The sequence below is a fragment of the Corynebacterium endometrii genome (assembly GCF_004795735.1).
Classification (GTDB): domain Bacteria; phylum Actinomycetota; class Actinomycetes; order Mycobacteriales; family Mycobacteriaceae; genus Corynebacterium; species Corynebacterium endometrii.
The window spans coordinates 2,025,152-2,044,548 of sequence record NZ_CP039247.1; the positions used below are offsets into that span (position 1 = coordinate 2,025,152).

Annotated in this window: 15 protein-coding genes, 1 tRNA gene and 2 rRNA genes; 4 read left to right on the forward strand and 14 right to left on the reverse strand. The window is 56.5% G+C overall.

The genetic code is table 11. From position 1 onward, the window contains the following. Genes CENDO_RS09150 through CENDO_RS09160 form a run of 3 tightly spaced genes read right to left on the reverse strand, consistent with a single transcriptional unit; the run spans nucleotide 1 to nucleotide 3,141 of the window. Entirely contained in the window at nucleotides 1-1,062 is a 1,062-nt protein-coding gene (locus CENDO_RS09150) for a FecCD family ABC transporter permease (protein ID WP_136141754.1), read from the reverse strand. Beyond that, nucleotides 1,059-2,033, reverse strand: a complete 975-nt coding sequence (locus CENDO_RS09155; protein WP_136141755.1) for a FecCD family ABC transporter permease — start codon at nucleotides 2,031-2,033, stop codon at nucleotides 1,059-1,061. Before CENDO_RS09155 ends, CENDO_RS09150 begins: the two co-directional genes overlap by 4 nt. A gap of 46 nt (nucleotides 2,034-2,079) precedes the next feature. Beyond that, a complete protein-coding gene (locus tag CENDO_RS09160) occupies nucleotides 2,080-3,141 on the reverse strand; it encodes an iron-siderophore ABC transporter substrate-binding protein (RefSeq protein ID WP_136141756.1) in 1,062 nt (353 codons plus the stop codon). Nucleotides 3,142-3,829: 688 nt separating this feature from the next. Here CENDO_RS09160 and CENDO_RS09165 point away from each other — a divergent pair. Continuing rightward, on the forward strand, nucleotides 3,830-4,234 hold the full coding sequence (locus CENDO_RS09165) for a hypothetical protein (RefSeq protein WP_136141757.1): 405 nt from the start codon (nucleotides 3,830-3,832) through the stop codon (nucleotides 4,232-4,234). Nucleotides 4,235-4,424: 190 nt separating this feature from the next. After that, nucleotides 4,425-4,721: a hypothetical protein gene (locus tag CENDO_RS09170; RefSeq protein ID WP_136141758.1), complete on the forward strand. Its 297-nt coding sequence runs from the start codon at nucleotides 4,425-4,427 to the stop codon at nucleotides 4,719-4,721. A gap of 219 nt (nucleotides 4,722-4,940) precedes the next feature. Here CENDO_RS09170 and CENDO_RS09175 read toward each other — a convergent pair whose 3' ends face one another. The 7 genes from CENDO_RS09175 to pgm form a co-directional block, all read right to left on the reverse strand. After that, a complete protein-coding gene (locus tag CENDO_RS09175) occupies nucleotides 4,941-6,185 on the reverse strand; it encodes an IS256 family transposase (RefSeq protein ID WP_136140269.1) in 1,245 nt (414 codons plus the stop codon). A gap of 189 nt (nucleotides 6,186-6,374) precedes the next feature. After that, a complete protein-coding gene (locus CENDO_RS09180; protein WP_168707195.1) occupies nucleotides 6,375-7,514 on the reverse strand; it encodes an MFS transporter in 1,140 nt (379 codons plus the stop codon). 219 nt (nucleotides 7,515-7,733) lie between these two features. Beyond that, the gene (locus CENDO_RS11470; RefSeq protein WP_136141760.1) at nucleotides 7,734-7,979 is read right to left on the reverse strand and encodes an HAD hydrolase-like protein; all 246 of its coding nucleotides are present in this window, start codon (nucleotides 7,977-7,979) and stop codon (nucleotides 7,734-7,736) included. A 166-nt stretch (nucleotides 7,980-8,145) separates the two neighbouring features. Next, nucleotides 8,146-8,218, reverse strand: a tRNA-Ala gene (locus tag CENDO_RS09190). Between the two features lie 150 nt (nucleotides 8,219-8,368). After that, nucleotides 8,369-9,091 carry a DsbA family protein gene (locus tag CENDO_RS09195; RefSeq protein WP_246014260.1) on the reverse strand — a complete coding sequence of 241 codons (723 nt, stop codon included), beginning with the start codon at nucleotides 9,089-9,091 and terminating at the stop codon, nucleotides 8,369-8,371. Between the two features lie 161 nt (nucleotides 9,092-9,252). Continuing rightward, nucleotides 9,253-9,714 (reverse strand): MauE/DoxX family redox-associated membrane protein, encoded by a 462-nt coding sequence (locus tag CENDO_RS09200; RefSeq protein ID WP_425456176.1) that lies wholly within the window; start codon nucleotides 9,712-9,714, stop codon nucleotides 9,253-9,255. A 24-nt stretch (nucleotides 9,715-9,738) separates the two neighbouring features. Beyond that, complete coding sequence (gene pgm, locus CENDO_RS09205; protein WP_136141761.1) at nucleotides 9,739-11,358, reverse strand: phosphoglucomutase (alpha-D-glucose-1,6-bisphosphate-dependent); 1,620 nt, start codon at nucleotides 11,356-11,358, stop codon at nucleotides 9,739-9,741. Nucleotides 11,359-11,519: 161 nt separating this feature from the next. Between pgm and CENDO_RS09210 the strand changes: the two genes are divergently transcribed. Then, the gene (locus CENDO_RS09210) at nucleotides 11,520-11,834 is read left to right on the forward strand and encodes a fluoride efflux transporter family protein (RefSeq protein ID WP_136141762.1); all 315 of its coding nucleotides are present in this window, start codon (nucleotides 11,520-11,522) and stop codon (nucleotides 11,832-11,834) included. Then, nucleotides 11,831-12,211: a fluoride efflux transporter FluC gene (locus CENDO_RS09215; RefSeq protein WP_136141763.1), complete on the forward strand. Its 381-nt coding sequence runs from the start codon at nucleotides 11,831-11,833 to the stop codon at nucleotides 12,209-12,211. Before CENDO_RS09210 ends, CENDO_RS09215 begins: the two co-directional genes overlap by 4 nt. Before the next feature lie 28 nt (nucleotides 12,212-12,239). On the opposite strand, the gene CENDO_RS09220 is transcribed toward CENDO_RS09215, so the two are convergent. The 4 genes from CENDO_RS09220 to CENDO_RS09235 all read right to left on the reverse strand — a co-directional run bounded on the left by CENDO_RS09220 (nucleotide 12,240) and on the right by CENDO_RS09235 (nucleotide 19,198). Then, nucleotides 12,240-14,801, reverse strand: a complete 2,562-nt coding sequence (locus CENDO_RS09220) for an ABC transporter permease (RefSeq protein WP_136141764.1) — start codon at nucleotides 14,799-14,801, stop codon at nucleotides 12,240-12,242. A 6-nt stretch (nucleotides 14,802-14,807) separates the two neighbouring features. Continuing rightward, nucleotides 14,808-15,581: an ABC transporter ATP-binding protein gene (locus tag CENDO_RS09225; RefSeq protein WP_136141765.1), complete on the reverse strand. Its 774-nt coding sequence runs from the start codon at nucleotides 15,579-15,581 to the stop codon at nucleotides 14,808-14,810. 321 nt (nucleotides 15,582-15,902) lie between these two features. Beyond that, nucleotides 15,903-16,020: ribosomal RNA gene (gene rrf / locus CENDO_RS09230) — 5S ribosomal RNA — on the reverse strand. Nucleotides 16,021-16,128: 108 nt separating this feature from the next. Next, nucleotides 16,129-19,198, reverse strand: a 23S ribosomal RNA gene (locus CENDO_RS09235). Between the last annotated feature and the right edge of the window lie 199 nt (nucleotides 19,199-19,397).

The window sequence follows — 19,397 nt, forward strand, 5'->3', positions numbered from 1 at the left end:
TCACATCCCTTGTCGTTGGGAACGGATAAGCAGGTAAATCAGGAAGGGCGCGCCCAGTACTCCGGTAACCACGCCTACGGGATAACGCGCCCCCAGCAGGTTCTGGCCAACGAAGTCAGCCCCCACAGTGAGCAACGCTCCCACGATCGCAGCCACTAACGGAGGAAACATGCCACCCCGCAGCAACCGCGCCGCGATGGGGCCAGACATAAAGGCCACGAACGCGATAGGCCCCGCGGCCGCCGTCGCGACGGAAATCAGGGTTACCGCGCCAATAATGAGCACTGCCCTCGAACGCGAAACATTGACCCCCAGCGCGGCGGCCGTTTCATCCCCTAGGCGCAGCAGCTTGAGGTTGCGTAACTGAACCACGACAATCGGCAGGACCACGATAGCCGCAACCCCCACCGGGATGATCCGCTCCCATGTTGCACCGTTGAGCGAACCGTTGAGCCATCGGGTTGCGGTGGGCAAATCCCACGCCGCGGCGCGGGAGAGAACGAAGGTCACCACCGATTGGAGGATCGCGGTAAAACCAATTCCAACAAGGATAAGGCGCGTGCCGGCGAAAGATCCGCGCCGGAAAGACAGCACGTAGATCCCCGCGGCCGCGAGCAGCGCGCCCACCAAGGCCCACAAGCTCACCAATGTCTGGGGCAGCCGAAACACTAGAATCGCTACGACCCCGGTCGCCGAGGCGCCGGCCGAGATGCCAATGATGTCCGGCGACGCCAGCTGATTGCGCAGCATAGTTTGGAACACGGAACCTGACAGGCCAAAGGCGAGGCCCACCAGCACGCCTAGGACCAGGCGGGGTAGGCGGATCTCACCAATCGAATATGAGGCACCGGGCACGACCTGCCCGGACAGCACCTGCATGAGTTCAGATATGGAATAAGTCGTCTCGCCAAACAGCAAACTAATCACGCACAGCGCGAGAAGCAAGAGGATTAGGACAGCGACCGTGAGGATATCCAATCGCCGCAACACGCGCGCGGAAGGGTTGGTATCCGCATCGGCGAACCGCGGATCATTAAACGATGCAGCAGGCGTCGAGGTCATGATATTTCACGCAACTTTCGCGAACGCACTATCCAGATAAATAGAGGTGCACCCAGCAGGGGCATCACCACTCCTACGTCCAAGTCTTCCGGGCGCACCAATAGGCGACCCACCGCGTCGGACAGGAGCAGGAGGCTGGCACCTGCTAGACCGGCGGCGGGGATCAACCAGCGGTGATCCGTTCCCACGACGTGGCGCATGATGTGCGGGACAATGAGCCCGACGAATCCAATCGGGCCCGCCAGTGCCGTGGCCACGCCGCAGAGTATGACCGCCCCGATCGAAACGCCCAGCCTCGCAGCGCCAACATTCACCCCTAAGTTGGCGGCTACATCGTCGCCCAGGGCTAGGGAATTCAAAAGCCCCGCACCTGCCGCGCAGATCAGCAAGCCGATGACAAAGACGGGGATGGCGCGAACCAACGTCGACCACTCGGCGCCGCCAATCGATCCGATCTGCCAGAAGCGATAGGAATCCATCACTTCAGTGCGCGGCAGAATAATGGCGGAGATCAACGACGATATCGCGGCCGACGTCGCCGCGCCGGCGAGCGCCAGTTTCAGGGGCGTGGCACCGCCGCGGCCCAGCGAACCGACGCAGTAGACGAATGCGGCGGCTATCGCGGCGCCGATAATCGCAAGGAGGATTGTTCCGGTCCCCTGCGCCATGTACCCAAAGAATGCTAGGCCAATAACAACTGCCAGCGATGCTCCGGATAGCACTCCCAGAATCCCGGGATCCGCAAGCGGATTACGGGTTACCCCCTGCATCGCCACGCCGGCAACGGCTAATGCGGAACCAACCGCGACGCCCAGCATTGCCCGTGGGAGCCGGGCCGATACCGCAGAAGCATCCACGCTGGACGTATCACCCGAGAGAGCCGCGAAGACGGCCGAGAGCGGCACGTCCCGGGCGCCGAGGACTACCGAGGCTATTACGGCCGCTACGAGCAGTAACAGCAGCAATAGCATGACCGCGACTTTTTTCACGAGAAATTACCCGAGCCCTACGCAGCTTTTACTTAAGTGCCGACGCGAGCTCAGCTAGATAATTGTCCAACGTGGCCGGGATGGACAGCGGCGACGGGTTCGCGGACGCCGCCAGCGGGTCCTCACCGAGGAAGGCGACGTTGCCCTCCTTCACCGCGGGGATTTTGCCGATGAGCGGATCTTCTTGCAGTTTTTTAAGAAGCTCCTGGTTTTGGGCATCGTCATTGGAACCATAAGAGACAATTATGTCCACATCGTTGAACATGTCAGGGTTCTCCGCGGACACCGTGGTCCAAAATTCGTCCGTCTCGGCGCTGGCCTCCTCGACCGCCTTTGGGGCTACCAGGCCGTGCTCCAGTGGGAAGCTCACTCTGGTGTCGTGAGTCGTGTAGAAACCAACCTGGGACATGTCATCCTGGCCGAATGCGGTAAAGAGGATCTTTTTTCCCTCTAACTCTGGGAATTTAGCGAAGGAATCATCGATCTGGTTTTCAATGTCCTCCAGATACTTGCGGCCTTCTTCTTCCATCCCAATAGCCTTGGAATTCATCTCAATCATCTGCTCGTAGGTGGTTGACCAGGCAACATCCGGATACGCAACCGTGGGCGCGATCTTAGACAATTGGTCATAGTCCTCCTGAGTGATTCCCGAGTAGGAAGCAAGAATGACGTCCGGGCGGGTGTTAGCAATCTGCTCAAAGGGGAGGCCATCGGTCTCGTCGAAGAGGACTGGGGCATCGCCGCCCAATTCCTTCAATTTCTCATCAACCCACGGCAGGATTCCGTCTCCGTTGTCATCGCCCCAGGTAGCCTTCGACATCCCAACCGGAACCACCCCGAGGGCCAGGGGCACTTCATGATTGCCCCACGCTACGGACGCTATGCGCTCCGGCTTACCGTCGATCACGGTCTCCCCGAACGCATGCTTGATGACGGTCTGCCCCTCGGAGGCCTCGGCCGAGCTGTTCTGGCCGGCCGCTCCCCCGTTTGCGGAGCCCTCCCCTCCCGCTGCGCCGCAAGCGCCCAATGCAAGGGCGGCAGAAGCGATGATGGCGGTGAGTGAATAACGAAGATGATTATTGGTGGACAAGTAGATCCCCTTCTTCAATCAGGCCGGCGGGCACCGAAGTGTGCCTGTGGCGCGCGATTATTGAAGTTCCAGGAAACCGGTAACGAACAGACCCTGGAATTAAACATAACCAACCTACCATAAGTAAGTAAGGATATGCTAACCTACTTTCAAAGCAGCGATATCCACAGCGCATTTACCAGCATGCCGACTGCCGCCTCGGACGATTCGCCTAGGCAAAACCATGCGCTTCCAAAAAGGCGCAAATCAATAGCCATCCCCAGTAAAGCGCCAATCCGGTACCGAGGTAGACAAGGGAAAGCAAAAATCCCGACCACGTGAACTGCTCCCCACGTACTGGCTACGAAAGTTATCCTTGATAATCCCGAATTGGCGGCGAAATTTGCAATAAACCGGAGGAACGCACCGGCTCTCACACTAACTACAGCGGACCATTCGAAGACTAAAAGTTGGGGAATCTTCTCCTATTCCGAGCCTTACCGAAAAGAGCAGGAGCGTCTTCTAAGGGAAGGAAACATCAACGAAATTTTCCAAATTGAGTACGATTTCTTTACTTCCCCTCAATTTGAAGGCAGATACGATCAGGCCATACAAGAGGCCATAGACTACGCCTTTGACCAAGGAATGATCACTAGGAAGCACATCCCGCGCGCGGCTGGACTTGAAACTGATGTGAAGGACGCTCAAAATGGATTTTACGTATAGCTTGCCAGCCCCTCTATCTTGGGATGCCGGGGCAGAACATTACTCTTCCCTTGAGGTCGTTTGCTTTAACGTTGGCGATACCACTTATTGGACAGCTCAAGGTGAACTCGAGATCGGTGGTAACCGACGGTCGCTGAGAGGATCTCTCGAAGAAGAGGTTTTTACCAGTCTCGAGGTTTCAACGATTTTCCCCAGTGACACGTTCCTGGGCGTCTCTATGGCGCTATGCCCCATCCGATTTCAAAACCAGTTGCACGACATGGGTATCGAGTCCCTCAACGACGGTTCTTCTCTCACGCTGCCTGAACACGACGTGAGTTTCTATATTTTCGAAAACGAGCTGGCATCAATCTGTTGGAGGTTGCCTCAATCCCCAGTCCGGGCCTAGCCAAAAAAGAAAGGTGAAACCAGTGAATTTCACTACCACGCTCAGCTTACCTTTTTACTTAGGAAAGACCGTCGAGGAAAACTGTGCCCTACTTGACGACTTCTTCTTTAACGAAAAAAATTTCGGTACCGACTTAGAGGGATTCCTCACCCTCACAGGCACCGACGGAAGAGAGAATACATGGAAAATCGTGTCTATCGTCGAGGACGGTAAGTGCGTGACCGCGCGCGTGGACTTCGACCAGGATAACGTCACTTTCCTCGGCGTGCCCATCGGACTCGACAACAGTCTATCCGTCACGGAGACGGCCGTAGCTCTGCAATCCTCGGGTCAAAGGGTTATCGCTCAGACACATGATTTAGTCCTGCCCGAGCACTTCATCACCATCGAGCCGCGCAACAGCATCTGCTACTGGGACAGAACCTACTGGACCCAGGAGGAGTTCCTCAAGGAGACCGTCCAGCCCCCACGGCATGCTGCCCTTTAGGATCAGCGTCAGCACCGGGTAGCGCTCCCTCCGAAGAGGGCCGGGATAATTGTGGAGCTAACGGGATTCGACCCAAAACTTACCTTACAAGCTGGTCAAAAGCACTTTCAGAGACTCCCCCGGTCAAGTCCTGGGTAGTGGTGTATCTGTATTTCGAATCTGGGGTTAGTTTCATGGCGGTGGTTTAGGGGCCGTCTCGGGGATGTGGGGTGAGGGTATTCATGCGGCGTTTTCCTGGTTGTTGTCGCGGTCCTCGTCGATGACCCCAGCGGCGATGATGTCTTTGGTCTGTGTCAGGCTGGCCAGTGACATATAACGCTTCTGTTGGATCCAGTCATCGTGCTGTTCGGCCAAAACCGCCCCAACAAGGCGCACAACAGCGTCTCGGTTTGGGAAGATTCCTACGACATCGCTACGCCGGCGGATCTCCCTATTGAGCCGTTCAGTGGGGTTATTCGACCAGATTTTGCTCCACACCGCTTTCGGCGCAGCGGTAAACGCCAACAGCTCGTCGAGACACTCCTCGAGGTAGCCTGCCACGTTCGGGAACTTGTGCTGGCAGAACTCCACCACATCCCTGGCCTGGATCCACACGCTGGTGGCATCGGGTTGCTGGAAGATCGTGTGAAACATTGCTGATAGGGTCGGCCACTGGGTCTTCGGTACCTTGGCTGATAGGTTCTTCGCGAAGTGGGTGCGGCACCGCTGCCAACTAGCCTGCGGCAGGCAATCACCCACGGCTGCTTGAATACCAAGATGGGCATCACTGGTGACCAGGAATACCCCGGTGAGGCCACGGGCGATGAGGTCGCGGAAGAAACCCGTCCACGACGCGGTAGATTCCGCGGTGGCAACCTGCATGCCAAGCAGTTCGCGGTAGCCGTCAGCGTTGACACCTGTGGCCAGTAGCACGCTGGCTTTGACGACTCGGCCGCCTTCCCGCACTTTCATCGTCAACGCGTCACAGGAGAGGTAGTAATACGGGCCCTGGTCCAATGGTCTGGTACGGAATTGTTCGACCATCGTGTCAAGCTCTTTGGCCATCTCGCTGACCTGTGATTTCGATAGGTTGTTGATACCGAGTGTGGCGACTAGGTCGTTCATCCTGCGGGTGGAGACCCCCTTGAGGTAGCAGGTGGCGATAACTGTGGTCAGGGCGCGTTCGGTGCGGCTGCGGCGCTCTAGCAGCCAGTCGGGGAAAAATGAGCCGGTGCGTAGCTTCGGGATTGCCACATCAATACTGCCGACGCGGGTATCTAGCTGTCGGTGACGGTAACCATTGCGGGTGTTTGTACGATCCGGCGAGACTGTTGCATAATCTGCCCCGCAGACGGTGTCTGCCTGGGCGGAGAGAATCTGGTTGATGAAGTCAGTGAGCATTTGGCGCATCAGGTCTGGGGAGGCTTGAGTCAGTAGCTCTTCGACATACGCGGTCGGATCGATATGATTGGGGTCAGCGGCCATCGCAGGGTACTTCCTTTCGAGGATAGGTAAGAGTTGATTCGAAAGGTACCCGCGATGGTCGCCTCATTGTGCACCGGCACAAGGCCTACCGCGGGCTACAGATACACCACGCTAGCGGACGCAACCACTCCCCCAAATGGAAATAGTCCATTTTTAGTCCATTTTTGCACCGTTTCGGTCGAGTCCTAGTTAGTGGTGTATCTGCCCTTTCGATCTGATCGATCTGACGCGGTTTAGCGAAAATACAGAAACGGAGGCAAGGAATGCAAAAGCGAAGACTAGCCCTGCAAGCAGTGGATACCCGATCATGGCCACTAAGATGCCAGACAGGATAGAGCTCACGCCCGCTGCAATGTTTATGGTCAGATCCAGTCTGCCCTGGAGCGCCATTCGTTGGTTTGTGTCATCAACCTTAGAGGCAAGGGTGGAGGAAATTATCATACCTACCGACCAAAATACTCCGACTCCAAAAAGACCCACAGTAAACAGGATAAAAGAGTTATGCAGAAAAACTAAGAGGAAAATCGAGATTAGAAAAACGGTTGCTCCCCACGTAATCGTCTTTTTGAGTCCGAACCGATTAAGGCTAGAGCTCACAAAAGGTCCGGTAGCATACATGCCGAGTAGGTGAGCTGTCATCACGATTCCAGATCTAGATGGACCGAAAACTCTATCTGTGTAAATGGGTGCCATTGTCATCAGGCTAATCATTGATGCGTGGGCAATGATGCCGGCGGCGAATATAAAAACATAGGATTGCTTCCATATGAGACGTCCTGATTCTGAAGAGGCAGTCGAGCGTGGGGTCCCCGATGTGTAGCTCTGGCGCCTTTCAAAAGATAGGACCAGTAGTCCAACCATGAAGGTTAGAGCAGACCCGACGAATGCCCACTCCATCGGTGATTCGATGTTTAGAGAGATGAGGCCATAAATATTTGGTCCTATTACAGAGCCTATCGCGGAGCCGAAAAGTACTATGCCAATTGCAGATGTAGCCTGTTGATTTTGCCCGACTTTCTCAGTGGCTGTAAAGCGAGAAATAAGTGCGCTTACCGTGCCTCCCCCAAGGAGAAATAATCCAACGAAGAGAAGCCATCCGCTGGAGCCTTTAGTAGAGATGGCAAAGTGTGCAACGAGGGATCCCAGTGCAGCCACACCAATAGTGCATCGTAGTGCAAACAGCCTATCCTTGAGGATGCTGATTCTCGTTGCCGCCATGGTAATAAATGTGGCGCCCAAGATGGTGCTTGTCTGGGCTAGTCCGCCCAATGATTCCTTGCCTGTAACCTCAACGGCTGCAAGTGCGGTGATAGTAAGATTTAGTCCCACCGCTGCGGATATGCAGATTTGGGTGGCAACTATCGGCCAGATTAACCCAAGGGTGCTTTTCGTCGAACTTTTCGGAGATTTGATCAAGGCAGTTTGATTTCTTCATAGAAGATTTGCTTGGGAAAATTGGGATAAACTTTATTCTATATAATTTCACATTCGGCCGTCAGCCTCCCCGGATCTGTGGGATTGTGCCAGTTTTCTTTGGGTTGGAGAGTTTTAGTGCCAGATCCCGTTGCTCACTAGGTGAAACGAAGCTCCCAGGTTGGCAGCAAATACGCCGTCCACATTTGGGTTGTCACCTATGACTATTGTTTGTTTCCCTGCGGGTATCCCGAGAACGTCTGCGAATAAGAGACTTGGTTTTCCAATAATTTTGGCGCCTTGTAGTAGTTCGTCCTCTTGAAGCAGGGCGCCCAATCCCGGGATATATCCCGTTGAGCGACTAATTTTTTTGCTCCCCATTTGTTACCCACAATTCAGCGGGTGGGTTGCTTGGGTTAAACGACAAAAGGGGATGCGGAAAATCCTCCAGGATTTCGTCCGCATCCCCTTTTGCCCCTTAACCCTATTTACCTGTACAAATACAAAGAATCCGCAGGCCGTGATTGACCTGCGGATTCTCATTCGGTGGAGCTAACGGGATTCGAACCCGTGACCCCCACACTGCCAGTGTGATGCGCTACCAGCTGCGCCATAGCCCCATGGATGAGTAAATCTCATCCAAGCGAGGAACAGTAAACCTTGCGGTGCGTTGTTCCTCGCTCAAATATACACGTCCGCTCTACTTCGACCAAATCCCGGTCATGAGCTGCTCGGATGGCGTTTATCAAGCGGGCGCTAGGAAGGAATCATTAGGCCTCGAGGACCGTGTCAATCCACTGATCGATGGAGCCTTCAACATCCTTGCCATCTACCAATACGCGTGGGGAGGAAACCTCACCGGTCTTGTTCTCCAGATCATCGAAGTTAGCCTGACCAGTGGAAGCGCCATCCTCAGCGGTAGCGGCCTTCATGGAGTCAACCGCGGCTCCCTCAGCGCCAAGCTCGCCGGCGGCGTTGGCAAAGTCCTCGATGGACCACTTGCGGGCGATCTTCTGCTGATCCTCGAGCAGAACCTTGCGCAGGTTCCAGTACGCGGAGGCGTCACCGGACTCGGCTAGCTTGGTGGTGGTTGCCACGGCCAAGGTTGAGTGGCCCTCGGTGTTTCCCTGATCCAGGAAGTTCAGGGGGCGGATGTTGACGATGAGGTTGCCGGCCTCAATCTCCTGCTTCATCTGAGCGTCGGTCGCAACGGCAAGCTCTGCGCAGTGAGGGCAAGAGAAATCCTCATAGAGCTCAACTTCCTTGGCATCGGCCGCAGGCTCGGCGGCGGCCAGGGTAACGACGTTGTCCTTGTAGGTGACGGTTGCGTTGAACTCCTCAGTCTCACGGTCAGACAGGTAGGAAGTCTTGGCTCCCTGGTTGGAGATAACGATGTAGCCAATCACGGCGGCGACGATGACGAGGAGGACAACCATGCCCCACAGGAAGCCGCTATTGCTCTTAGCGTTAGGGTTCGTGACCTTATTGCTCACGGTAAACCAGCCTTTTCTTGGTGAAGATAGTAAATCGGTATTAACGGTGTGGGATGAATCCGAGAGATTCCGCGCAGGGATTGCAAGTAATGCCTCGGATTCCTACCCATACCTAAATTATTGCCACTCGCACGCACCGGCCATGGGTTGCGTCACTTCCTTTACGGATGCAACGCAAACTTCTTAAACGGACGCTTGATGGTCCACGCAGCCAGGAAGATATAGAAGAGGTCACGCGCGATGGTCTTAAAGTAATTTTGAACCTGGGCGTCTGAGTTGGGGTCAACTTCAAAGCAGCCGCAGTCAATGCCCAAGCCGCGGGCCCAAGCCTGGGCGATGCCGGTGATAAAGAGCGTGAGCACCGCGATGGAAACCCACGACGCCGGCCGGAGAAAAAGACCGAGTAAGAGCAGTACGCCACCGGCAATTTCAAGTGGGCCAATAACGTACGCCAGGTAATTGGACCATTCAGGGGTGAAGATTTCATAGGCCTGGATGGTCTGGGCCACTGCTAAGTGCTGGTTGATTTTAGCCGAGCCCGCAGAGATCCAGATGTAAGCCATATAGAACCGTGCGAACGCACTAATAATGTTTAGTACCAGCGCTTTATCGATCTTTTTCACGGGGTAGACCCTACCCCATTTTGACTACCCACCCAAGACCTCAGACACCAGAGCCTGCGCTTCACGCTGAACTTGCTCCAAATGCACAGCGGACTTAAAGGATTCTGCGTAAATCTTGTATTTATCCTCGGTGCCTGATGGGCGCGCGGCAAACCATGCGGATTCAGTGGTGACCTTAAGGCCACCAATGGCAGCACCGTTGCCCGGCGCCTCGGTCAGCTTGGCAGTAATTGTCTCACCGGCCAGCTCCGTCGCGGTGACTTGATCCGGGGAGAGCTTTTTAAGCACGGCCTTTTGCTCGCGGTTCGCCTCGGCGTCGGTGCGCGCATAGGACGGCTCACCGAATTCCTCCACCAGCTCGGCGTAGCGCTGGGACGGGGTCTTGCCGGTCACGGCCAGGATTTCCGCGGCCAGCAGGTCCATGATGATGCCGTCCTTGTCAGTGGACCACACCGTTCCATCAAACCGCAGGAAGGAGGCTCCCGCTGATTCCTCGCCACCGAAGCCAATCTCGCCGGAGACCAGGCCGTCCACGAACCACTTAAACCCCACGGGTACCTCAACCAGCCGGCGGCCGAGCTTTTCAACCACGCGGTCAATCATCGAGGAAGACACCAGGGTCTTGCCCACGGCGCAATCCGCGCCCCAACCATCGCGGTGGCTAAAGAGGTAGTCGATGGCCACGGCCAGGTAATGGTTCGGGTTCATCAGCCCGGCATCGGGGGTGACGATGCCGTGGCGGTCAGAATCCGCGTCATTGCCGGTGGCGAGGTCATATTTGTCCCGGTTGTCGATGAGCGAGGCCATGGCGTCCGGCGAGGAACAATCCATGCGGATCTTGCCGTCCGTATCCAGGGTCATAAACCGGAAGGTGCCATCAACCTGGTCATTAACCACGGTCAGGTCAATGCCGTAGTGCTCAGCAATAGCGCCCCAGTAGTCCACGGAAGCGCCACCCATGGGGTCCGCGCCGATACGCACACCGGCCTTCTTAATGGCGTCCATGTCCACCACGTTTTTCAGATCGGCGACGTAGGAATCCAGGTAGTTGTACTTGACGCACCGCTCGTCCAGCACGCCTTCCACATCCACCCGCTTGACGCCGTCGAGGCCGGCCTTGAGGTAGTCATTCGCCCTCGCGGCGATCCAGTCAGTGGCGTTGGAATCCGCGGGTCCACCGGTTGGCGGGTTGTACTTAAAACCGCCATCACGCGGAGGGTTGTGGGACGGGGTAATGACGATGCCGTCCGTTCCGGGGTTGGTCAAAATAGCGTGGGAAACCGCCGGCGTTGGGGTGTAACGGCCACGGTCATCCACGCGTACCTCAACGCCGTTGGCCAGCAGCACCTGCAGGGCGGAGACCATGGCGGGCTCGGACAAAGCGTGCGTATCGCGGCCAACGAAAATGGCACCCGTGGTGCCCTGCTCGGCGCGGTAGTCAACGATGGCCTGCGTGATGGCCAGGATATGGTTCTCATTAAACGCGGTGTCTAGCGCGCTGCCCCGGTGGCCGGAGGTACCAAAGGCCACCTCTTGCCCCGGGATGGATACGTCCGGGCTCAGGGTGTAATAGGCGGTGACCAGCTCCGCAATGTCAATCAGATCTCCTGGCTGGGCAAGCTGTCCTGCACGTTGGTGTGCCATGGGGTTCTAGGGCTCCTTGGGCTCGATGGATTCATACCTATCCTCCATCTTTCCCCGTTTCGGCGGCCCGCGCAGCGGGGTTACACCCCCGGCCTAGTGTGGGCTTGCCCACGGGCCGGTTTGGAACGGGCGTCAAGCAGGCATCAATTATCCTCGTTGTCATGAAACAAGCCCTCATCGTAGGTGCTGGTGCCGGCTGCGGCGCCGCTGCCCGCCAGATGCTTACGCTTGCCCTTGCCGGCGGGTTGTGGCCGCTGCTCGTGATCAACGTCCTGGGCTCCGCGGCGATGGGCTGGGCCAAGCCGGGCCCATTCTGGGGCACCGGTTTCCTTGGCGGGTTTACCTCTTTCGCCGCCTTTGCGCTGCTGGCCTCGCAACAGCCCGCCGCGATGGCTGCAACCTATGTGGCCCTGACGGTTATAGGCTGCCCAGTGGCGTACCTTGCCGGTGGCTTCCTGAGGAGGGCTCGGCGATGACCATGGTCCCTGTCCTGCTCTGCACCTTCGCCGGCGCCTTTGCGGGCGGGATGCTCCGCTATGGTTTCAGCCGGCTTCTCCCCTCCCCCGTTTCAACGTTTGCCTCCAACGTCCTGGGCTCGCTGGCGGCCGGCGTGTGTGTGGGGCTGCTTGCGCTGTCCGAGTTCCCCCGCGAGGATCTCATCTCCGCCGCAGCGGCCGCGGGGTTCGCCGGTGGCCTGTCCACGTGGTCAACCATGGCCAAGGAGCTGGCGGAAATGCTTAAAGCCCAGAGATACCGGGATTTCACCGTATACCTGGGCTTTAGCGTGGCAATTGGCATCGTGGCGGCTTGGCGCGGCGGATTGTGGGCCGCCCGCATCGCGGGCGGGTTTTAGCCCGCTTAGCCACATCCCGCCAAAGTTCTTAGGATTTAATGGCCTCCAACGGCGGGGTCTTAGCAGCGCGTTGGGATGGCCAGAACGCGGCCACCACGCCCACCACGGCGGAGGCGGCGAGCATCAGCAACAACTGTCCCCACGGGAAGATGGTTTCATCGATGCCGGAGGAATCAAGCACCTCTAGGAAGGACCAGCCCAGTAGCAGGCCAATTCCCATGCCCATCACCGCGCCAAAGATCGCGATTTGCACGGCCTCTAGGGTGATCATGGTGCGCACCTGGCGCCTATGCGTGCCCACGGCACGCAGCATGCCAATCTCCTGCCTCCGCTCAATCACGCCGAGGGTCAGAGTGTTGACGATACCCAGGATGGCAATTATCACCGCGAGCGCTAGCAGGGCGTAGAGAATGGAAAGCATCTGATCGATGAGGACGGCCGTTTGATCCGCCATCTCCGGGCCGGATACCACCTGGACCACCACGAGTTCCTTGGTGGATTCCTCGAGGTTGGTACGCAGCTGCTCCAGGTCATAGCCCTGTTCACCATTGACGCCAACCATGGTCAGCGTCATAGCTTGGGCGGGGACGATTTCCTCCACCACATCGGCGGGAACCGCGATTCCCTCAACGATGTTGTTGCGTTCAAAGGTGCCAACGAGCTTTAGCTCCTTGGTCTTCGGGCTCAGGCCCGGGGCGGCCAGCTCATAGGATTCGCCAACCTTCCAGCCCATCTCTTGGGCCTTGTCTTCGGTGGCAATAAAGCCCGGGGTGCCGTAGAAATCCATAGTTCCCTCTACGACCTTAAAATTCACCATCTCCGATGGATTGGCATCGATAACCATGGTCTGCACATGAGGGCCAAACGCCATGGACCCAGTGCCATCTACGCTCACCGGGGCGGTATAGAGGTTTACCACCTGCTCAACGCCCTCCGTATCGCGAGCCAGCTGCGGGGTTTCCGCAGGGGTTGGGAAAGCGCCCGTGGTTGGCCCGGACAGGATGTAATCGGCGCTGACATTCTCGGTAAGCGTGTCCGCCACCGCGCTTTTCATTGTCGCGCCGAACATGCCGATAGCGGTCACTAATGCCACTCCCAGAGTAAGTGCAAACGCTGTGGCCGCGGTGCGCCGCGGATTGCGCTGGGAGTTGGTGGCGGCGAGGGAGCCGATGGCACCAAACGGAGCCCCGACGATCTTGCCGAGGGTCGGGACGATGGGCAGGGACAGTGCCGGGCCGGCGAGGAAGTAACCCACGATGAGGCCAAAGGCCCCAATGCCCACGATGATCGCGCGGGTCTTGGTAGGCGAATCGGTCATAAATACCGCGGCCACCGCCGCGGCGACGCCCACCACCATCATGACAAGGCCAATGATGGTGCGGGATTTGAGCGAGCTTCCCGCCGCCTGCTCAGTGGTGCGCATTGCCTCCACCGGCTGGACGGAGCCCGCGCGGCGGGCCGGCGCCCATGCGGAAACAACCGTGACAATGGTGCCAAGAATCAGCGGGATGATGACCGCGTTGGCGCTTAGGCCTAAGCCACCGTCCATGGGGAAACCTTGTTGGGTCATAAACCACTTGATGCCAGCCACAAGCCCCATGCCTGCTACCACGCCGATAGCGGAGCCAATCAGGCCCACGATAACGGATTCCATAACCACGGAACGGGTGATCTGGGCGCGTGATGCGCCCAGCGCGCGCAGCAAGGCGAACTCCTTGGTCCGCTGCGCCACGATCATGGAAAAGGTATTGGCGATGATGAACGTGCCAACCAGCAGCGCTATGAGGCCAAAAGCGATAAGGAAGTAATTGACGAACTCCAGGGCGGAGGAAATTACCTCACTGAGGCGCTCCGCGAGGACCTTGCCCTCCTCGGCCTCGATGTCATACGTATCATTGAGGTGGCGTACCAATGCTTGGGGATCGCCGTTAGCGCCGGCCACCTTGAGCTGGTCTACCAGCCCGTCGGGGTGGTAGCGCTCGAGGAAGGCCGCCTCATCCATCTCCAGGAGGATGGACCCGCCAACGCCAGCCTCCATCGCCGGTTCGTAGATACCAGTTACCTCGACGCTGGTGCGGTTCTCGGAATCCACCACGATCAGCTTGTCCCCCACGGCGATACCGTGGGCCTCCGCACCACCTTTAGAGACGATTACCTGCTCCGCACCGACCGGTGCGTTGCCCTCGATTAAGGAGTTGGGTTCGCCAACGTACTTTTCCTCCGGGTAGTACGGGAACAAGGCGCTGGTACCACCTCCGGTTTGGAACGCCTCGGATTGCTCGTTGGCAACCACCACAGTTTCCTGGGAGGCGATATTGACCGCCCGCACCTCGGGATCTTTGGCTAATTCCTCCCGCTGCTGGGCACTAATCCCTTCGGCCCCTTCGCCCTTCGGGCTTACCGCGGCGTCAACCCCCGTAAAAGAGTTCGATACCGCCGAATCAAAGGTAGAGGACAGAGAGTTGGTGAACATGAAGGAACCGGAGATAAAGGCGGTTCCCAGTACCACGGCTAAAACGGTAAGGGCAAGGCGCAATTTGTGCGCCATAATGTTGCGCAGGGAAACCCTGGTCATAGTCGATTGAGCCATGATGAATTAAGCCTCAATCTCAGCCATGATCTTGTGGATGGCTTCCATCGTTGGGTTTGCAAGCTCATTAACCAGCTTGCCGTCCGCTAGGAACACCACCCTATCGGCGTACGATGCCGCCTTGGCGTCGTGGGTAACAATCACCACGGTCTGATCATCCTGATCCACCGCGGTGCGCAGAATATCCAGGACCTCCGCGGAGGAATTGGAATCCAGGTTGCCGGTTGGCTCATCACCGAAAATAATCTCGGGCCGCGAGACCAACGCTCGCGCGCATGCCACGCGCTGCTGCTGGCCGCCCGAAAGTTCCGCGGGGCGGTGAGTGAGCCGCTTCGAAAGGCCGAGCCGGTTGGTTACCTCATCGAACCATTCCTTATCCACCTTCTTGCCGGCGATGTCAGTGGGCAGGGTAATGTTCTCGGCCGCGTTAAGGGTAGGCACCAGGTTAAAGGACTGGAAAATAAAGCCCAGGCGGTCGCGGCGCAGGTTAGTAATTTCCTTATCGGTGAGACCTGACATGTCCGTCTCACCGATGTAGGCGGAGCCGGAGGTTGCGGAATCCAGGCCCGCCATGGTGTGCATAAGCGTAGACTTGCCCGAACCGGACGGACCCATGATTGCCGTAAATTCGTTACGGGCAAATTCGATGTTGACGTGGTCCAAGGCTGTTACCGCAGTCTCCCCCTGACCGTACTGCTTGAAAAGGTCTACCGCTCGCGCCGCGGCGGGCTTCGTTGATGGGGATAGCTGAACTGCTTCGGCAGAATTCTGCTCAGTCATGGGCTCTCTTCCAAGGAAATGGTGGCGTTGAAAATTCAGCATTGTTTAGTCAATGCGCTACCCAGCTAACACTACGTTGTTGCAGGCTAGTAGGGAAAACAATGTGGCCAAGCTGAGAGAGATCACCCCGTTTTTAAACCGCGCCTAAGAGGCAGGAAGCGAACCCTGGCTGAAACCCGCCATGCCTTCTAAGCATTTTCATCTGGTAATGCAGAGCCCAGGCAGCCAGAACCGCGCTTTTGTTCTAAGATCGAAGAAAGCGCCGGTAACCGTAATGGCTACCGGCGCTTTTTCGTCGCTTATGTAGTTGTTTATGTTTGGTGTCGGCGGTAACTTACTCTCCCACAACCTCCCGGTTGCAGTACCATCAGCGCGGGCAGGCTTAGCTTCCGGGTTCGGAATGGGTCCGGGCGTTTCCCTGCCGCTATTGACCACCGACAAGTCACCGGGGCACATGTGTGTGCTGGCCTGGTGTTGTGTCAGATACTGCATAGTGGACGCGTGCACGGCGTGCGTGTTTCTAGTTTTTGGTGTTTGTGTTGTTTATAAGTGTTTGTTTTGGTCTATTAGTACCAGTAGACTTCACATCTTGCGATGCTTCCATGTCTGGCCTATCAACCCCATAGTCTTTAGGGGACCTCGAATGAAACCTCATCTTAAAACAGGCTTCCCGCTTAGATGCTTTCAGCGGTTATCCCTTCCGTACGTAGCCAACCAGCGGTGCTCCTGGCGGAACAACTGGCACACTAGAGGTACGTCCGTCCCGGTCCTCTCGTACTAGGGACAGCCTTTTTCAAGTTTCAACGCGCGCGGCGGATAGAGACCGAACTGTCTCACGACGTTCTGAACCCAGCTCGCGTGCCGCTTTAATGGGCGAACAGCCCAACCCTTGGGACCTACTCCAGCCCCAGGATGCGACGAGCCGACATCGAGGTGCCAAACCATCCCGTCGATATGGACTCTTGGGGAAGATCAGCCTGTTATCCCCGGGGTACCTTTTATCCGTTGAGCGACACCACATCCACAAGTTGGTGCCGGATCACTAGTCCCGACTTTCGTCCCTGCTCGAGATGTCTCTCTCACAGTCAAGCTCCCTTGTGCACTTACACTCACCACCTGATTGCCAACCAGGCTGAGGGAACCTTTGGGCGCCTCCGTTACTTTTTGGGAGGCAACCGCCCCAGTTAAACTACCCACCAGGCACTGTCCCCAACCCAGATCATGGGCCAAGGTTAAGGTATCCAATCCGATCAGAGTGGTATTTCAACAACGACTCCGCCATCACTGGCGTGACGGTTTCATAGTCTCCCACCTATCCTACACAAACCGAACCGAATACCAATACCAAGCTATAGTGAAGGTCCCGGGGTCTTTTCGTCCTGCCGCGCGTAACGAGCATCTTTACTCGTAGTGCAATTTCACCGGGCCTGTGGTTGAGACAGCAGGGAAGTCGTTACGCCATTCGTGCAGGTCGGAACTTACCCGACAAGGAATTTCGCTACCTTAGGATGGTTATAGTTACCACCGCCGTTTACTGGGGCTTAAATTCTCAGCTTCGAAACCAAAGGTTTCTAACCGGTCCTCTTAACCTTCCAGCACCGGGCAGGCGTCAGTCCATATACATCAACTTAACGTCTTCGCATGGACCTGTGTTTTTGATAAACAGTCGCTTCCCTCTATTCTCTGCGACCACACAACGCTTTCAACCGCATGGGTTGTCACCTCGTGTGGTCCCCCTTCTCCCGAAGTTACGGGGGCATTTTGCCGAGTTCCTTAACCACAGTTCACCCGAACGCCTTAGTATTTTCAACCTGACTACCTGTGTCGGTTTGGGGTACGGGCCATAAACACACATCGCTAGAGGCTTTTCTCGACAGCATGGGATCACCAACTTCACCCTGTTTAGGGCTATGCGTCACGTCTGACCTACCAGGTGCGGATTTGCCTACACCATCGGCTACACGCTTACACCAACAATCCAATAAGTGGCTTGGCTACCCTCCTGTGTCACCCCATCGCTTGGACCACAGTTTAGGCCCCACGCACGCAGTAACCCACCTACTCAAAGAGTAAGGCGGGAAACATTGTGGGTGGTTAGTATCACTGCTTTACCATGGGCGCGTGTTTACGGGTACCAGAATATCAACTGGTTGTCCATCGACTACGCCTGTCGGCCTCGCCTTAGGTCCCGACTCACCCTGGGAAGACGAACTTGACCCAGGAACCCTTAGTCATCCGGCGGAACAGATTCTCACTGTTCAATTCGTTACTCATGCCTGCATTCTCACTCGTATACACTCCACGCCGCCTTACGGTAACGCTTCAACGCAGTACACGACGCTCCCCTACCCAATATAAAAATATTGCCGCGGCTTCGGCGGTGTGCTTGAGCCCCACTACATTGTCGGCGCGGAACCACTCGACCAGTGAGCTATTACGCACTCTTTCAAGGATGGCTGCTTCTAAGCCAACCTCCTGGCTGTCTTCGCGATCCCACATCCTTTTCCACTTAGCACACCCTTAGGGGCCTTAACCGGCGATCTGGGCTGTTTCCCTTTCGACTATGAAGCTTATCCCCCACAGTCTCACTGCCGTACACCACATTGCTGGCATTCGGAGTTTGGCTGACATTGCTAAGATTGTAGTCCCGCTCAATCAACCAGTAGCTCTACCTCCAACAAGCTAATACGACGCTGCACCTAAATGCATTTCGGGGAGAACCAGCTATCACGGAGTTTGATTGGCCTTTCACCCCTACCCACAGCTCATCCCCGCAGTTTTCAACCTACGTGGGTTCGCGCCTCCACGACGTCTTACCATCGCTTCACACTGGCCATGGGTAGATCACCCCGCTTCGGGTCCAGGACATGCCACTACATACACCCTTATTAGGATTCGGTTTCCCTACGGCTACCCCACACGGGTTAACCTCGCGACATGCCGCTGACTCGCAGGCTCATTCTTCAAAAGGCACGCCATCAACCACACTCACGGTCTCTGACGGATTGTAAGCACATGGTTTCAGGAACTATTTCACTCCCCTCCCGGGGTACTTTTCACCATTCCCTCACGGTACTATCCACTATCGGTCACGCTAAGTATTTAGGCTTACCGGGTGGTCCCGGCAGATTCACAGCAGATTCCACGAGCCCGCTGCTACTCGGGCAACTAGACAACCACACGATAATCACCTTCACCTACAGGGCTCTCACCTTCTCCGGCGGGTCATTCCAAACCACTTCAACTAACAATCATCCAATATGGCACCACATCAACAGCTGTGATACGCCTAGGCCCACAACACCGCATGCGCAACCCCTGTCAAGTATCACACACACACGGTTTAGCCTCATCCACGTTCGTTCGCCACTACTAGCAGAATCATTATTATTTTCTCTTCCTACGGGTACTGAGATGTTTCACTTCCCCGCGTTACCCCCACACAAGCTATGAATTCACTTGCAGGTACCTGCCCATAACGACAAGTAGGTTTCCCCATTCGGACATCCTCGGATCAACGCTTAATTGACAACTCCCCGAGGCTTAACGCAGCCTTTCACGTCCTTCATCGGCTTAGCATGCCAAGGCATCCACCATGCGCCCTTCATAACGAACACACAACGCACACCACACAACCCCCCACCAAAAAGCAGGAAGCCATGTAATGCGCGGTGAACTACACAAAACACAAAAAGAATAAAGAAATATACACTCACCACACCAACACACAATCATGTGCCAGCGCGGTGGATGCTCGCGTCCACTATACAGTTCTCACACAACACCCCCACCACACAACAACCACACACAAACGTG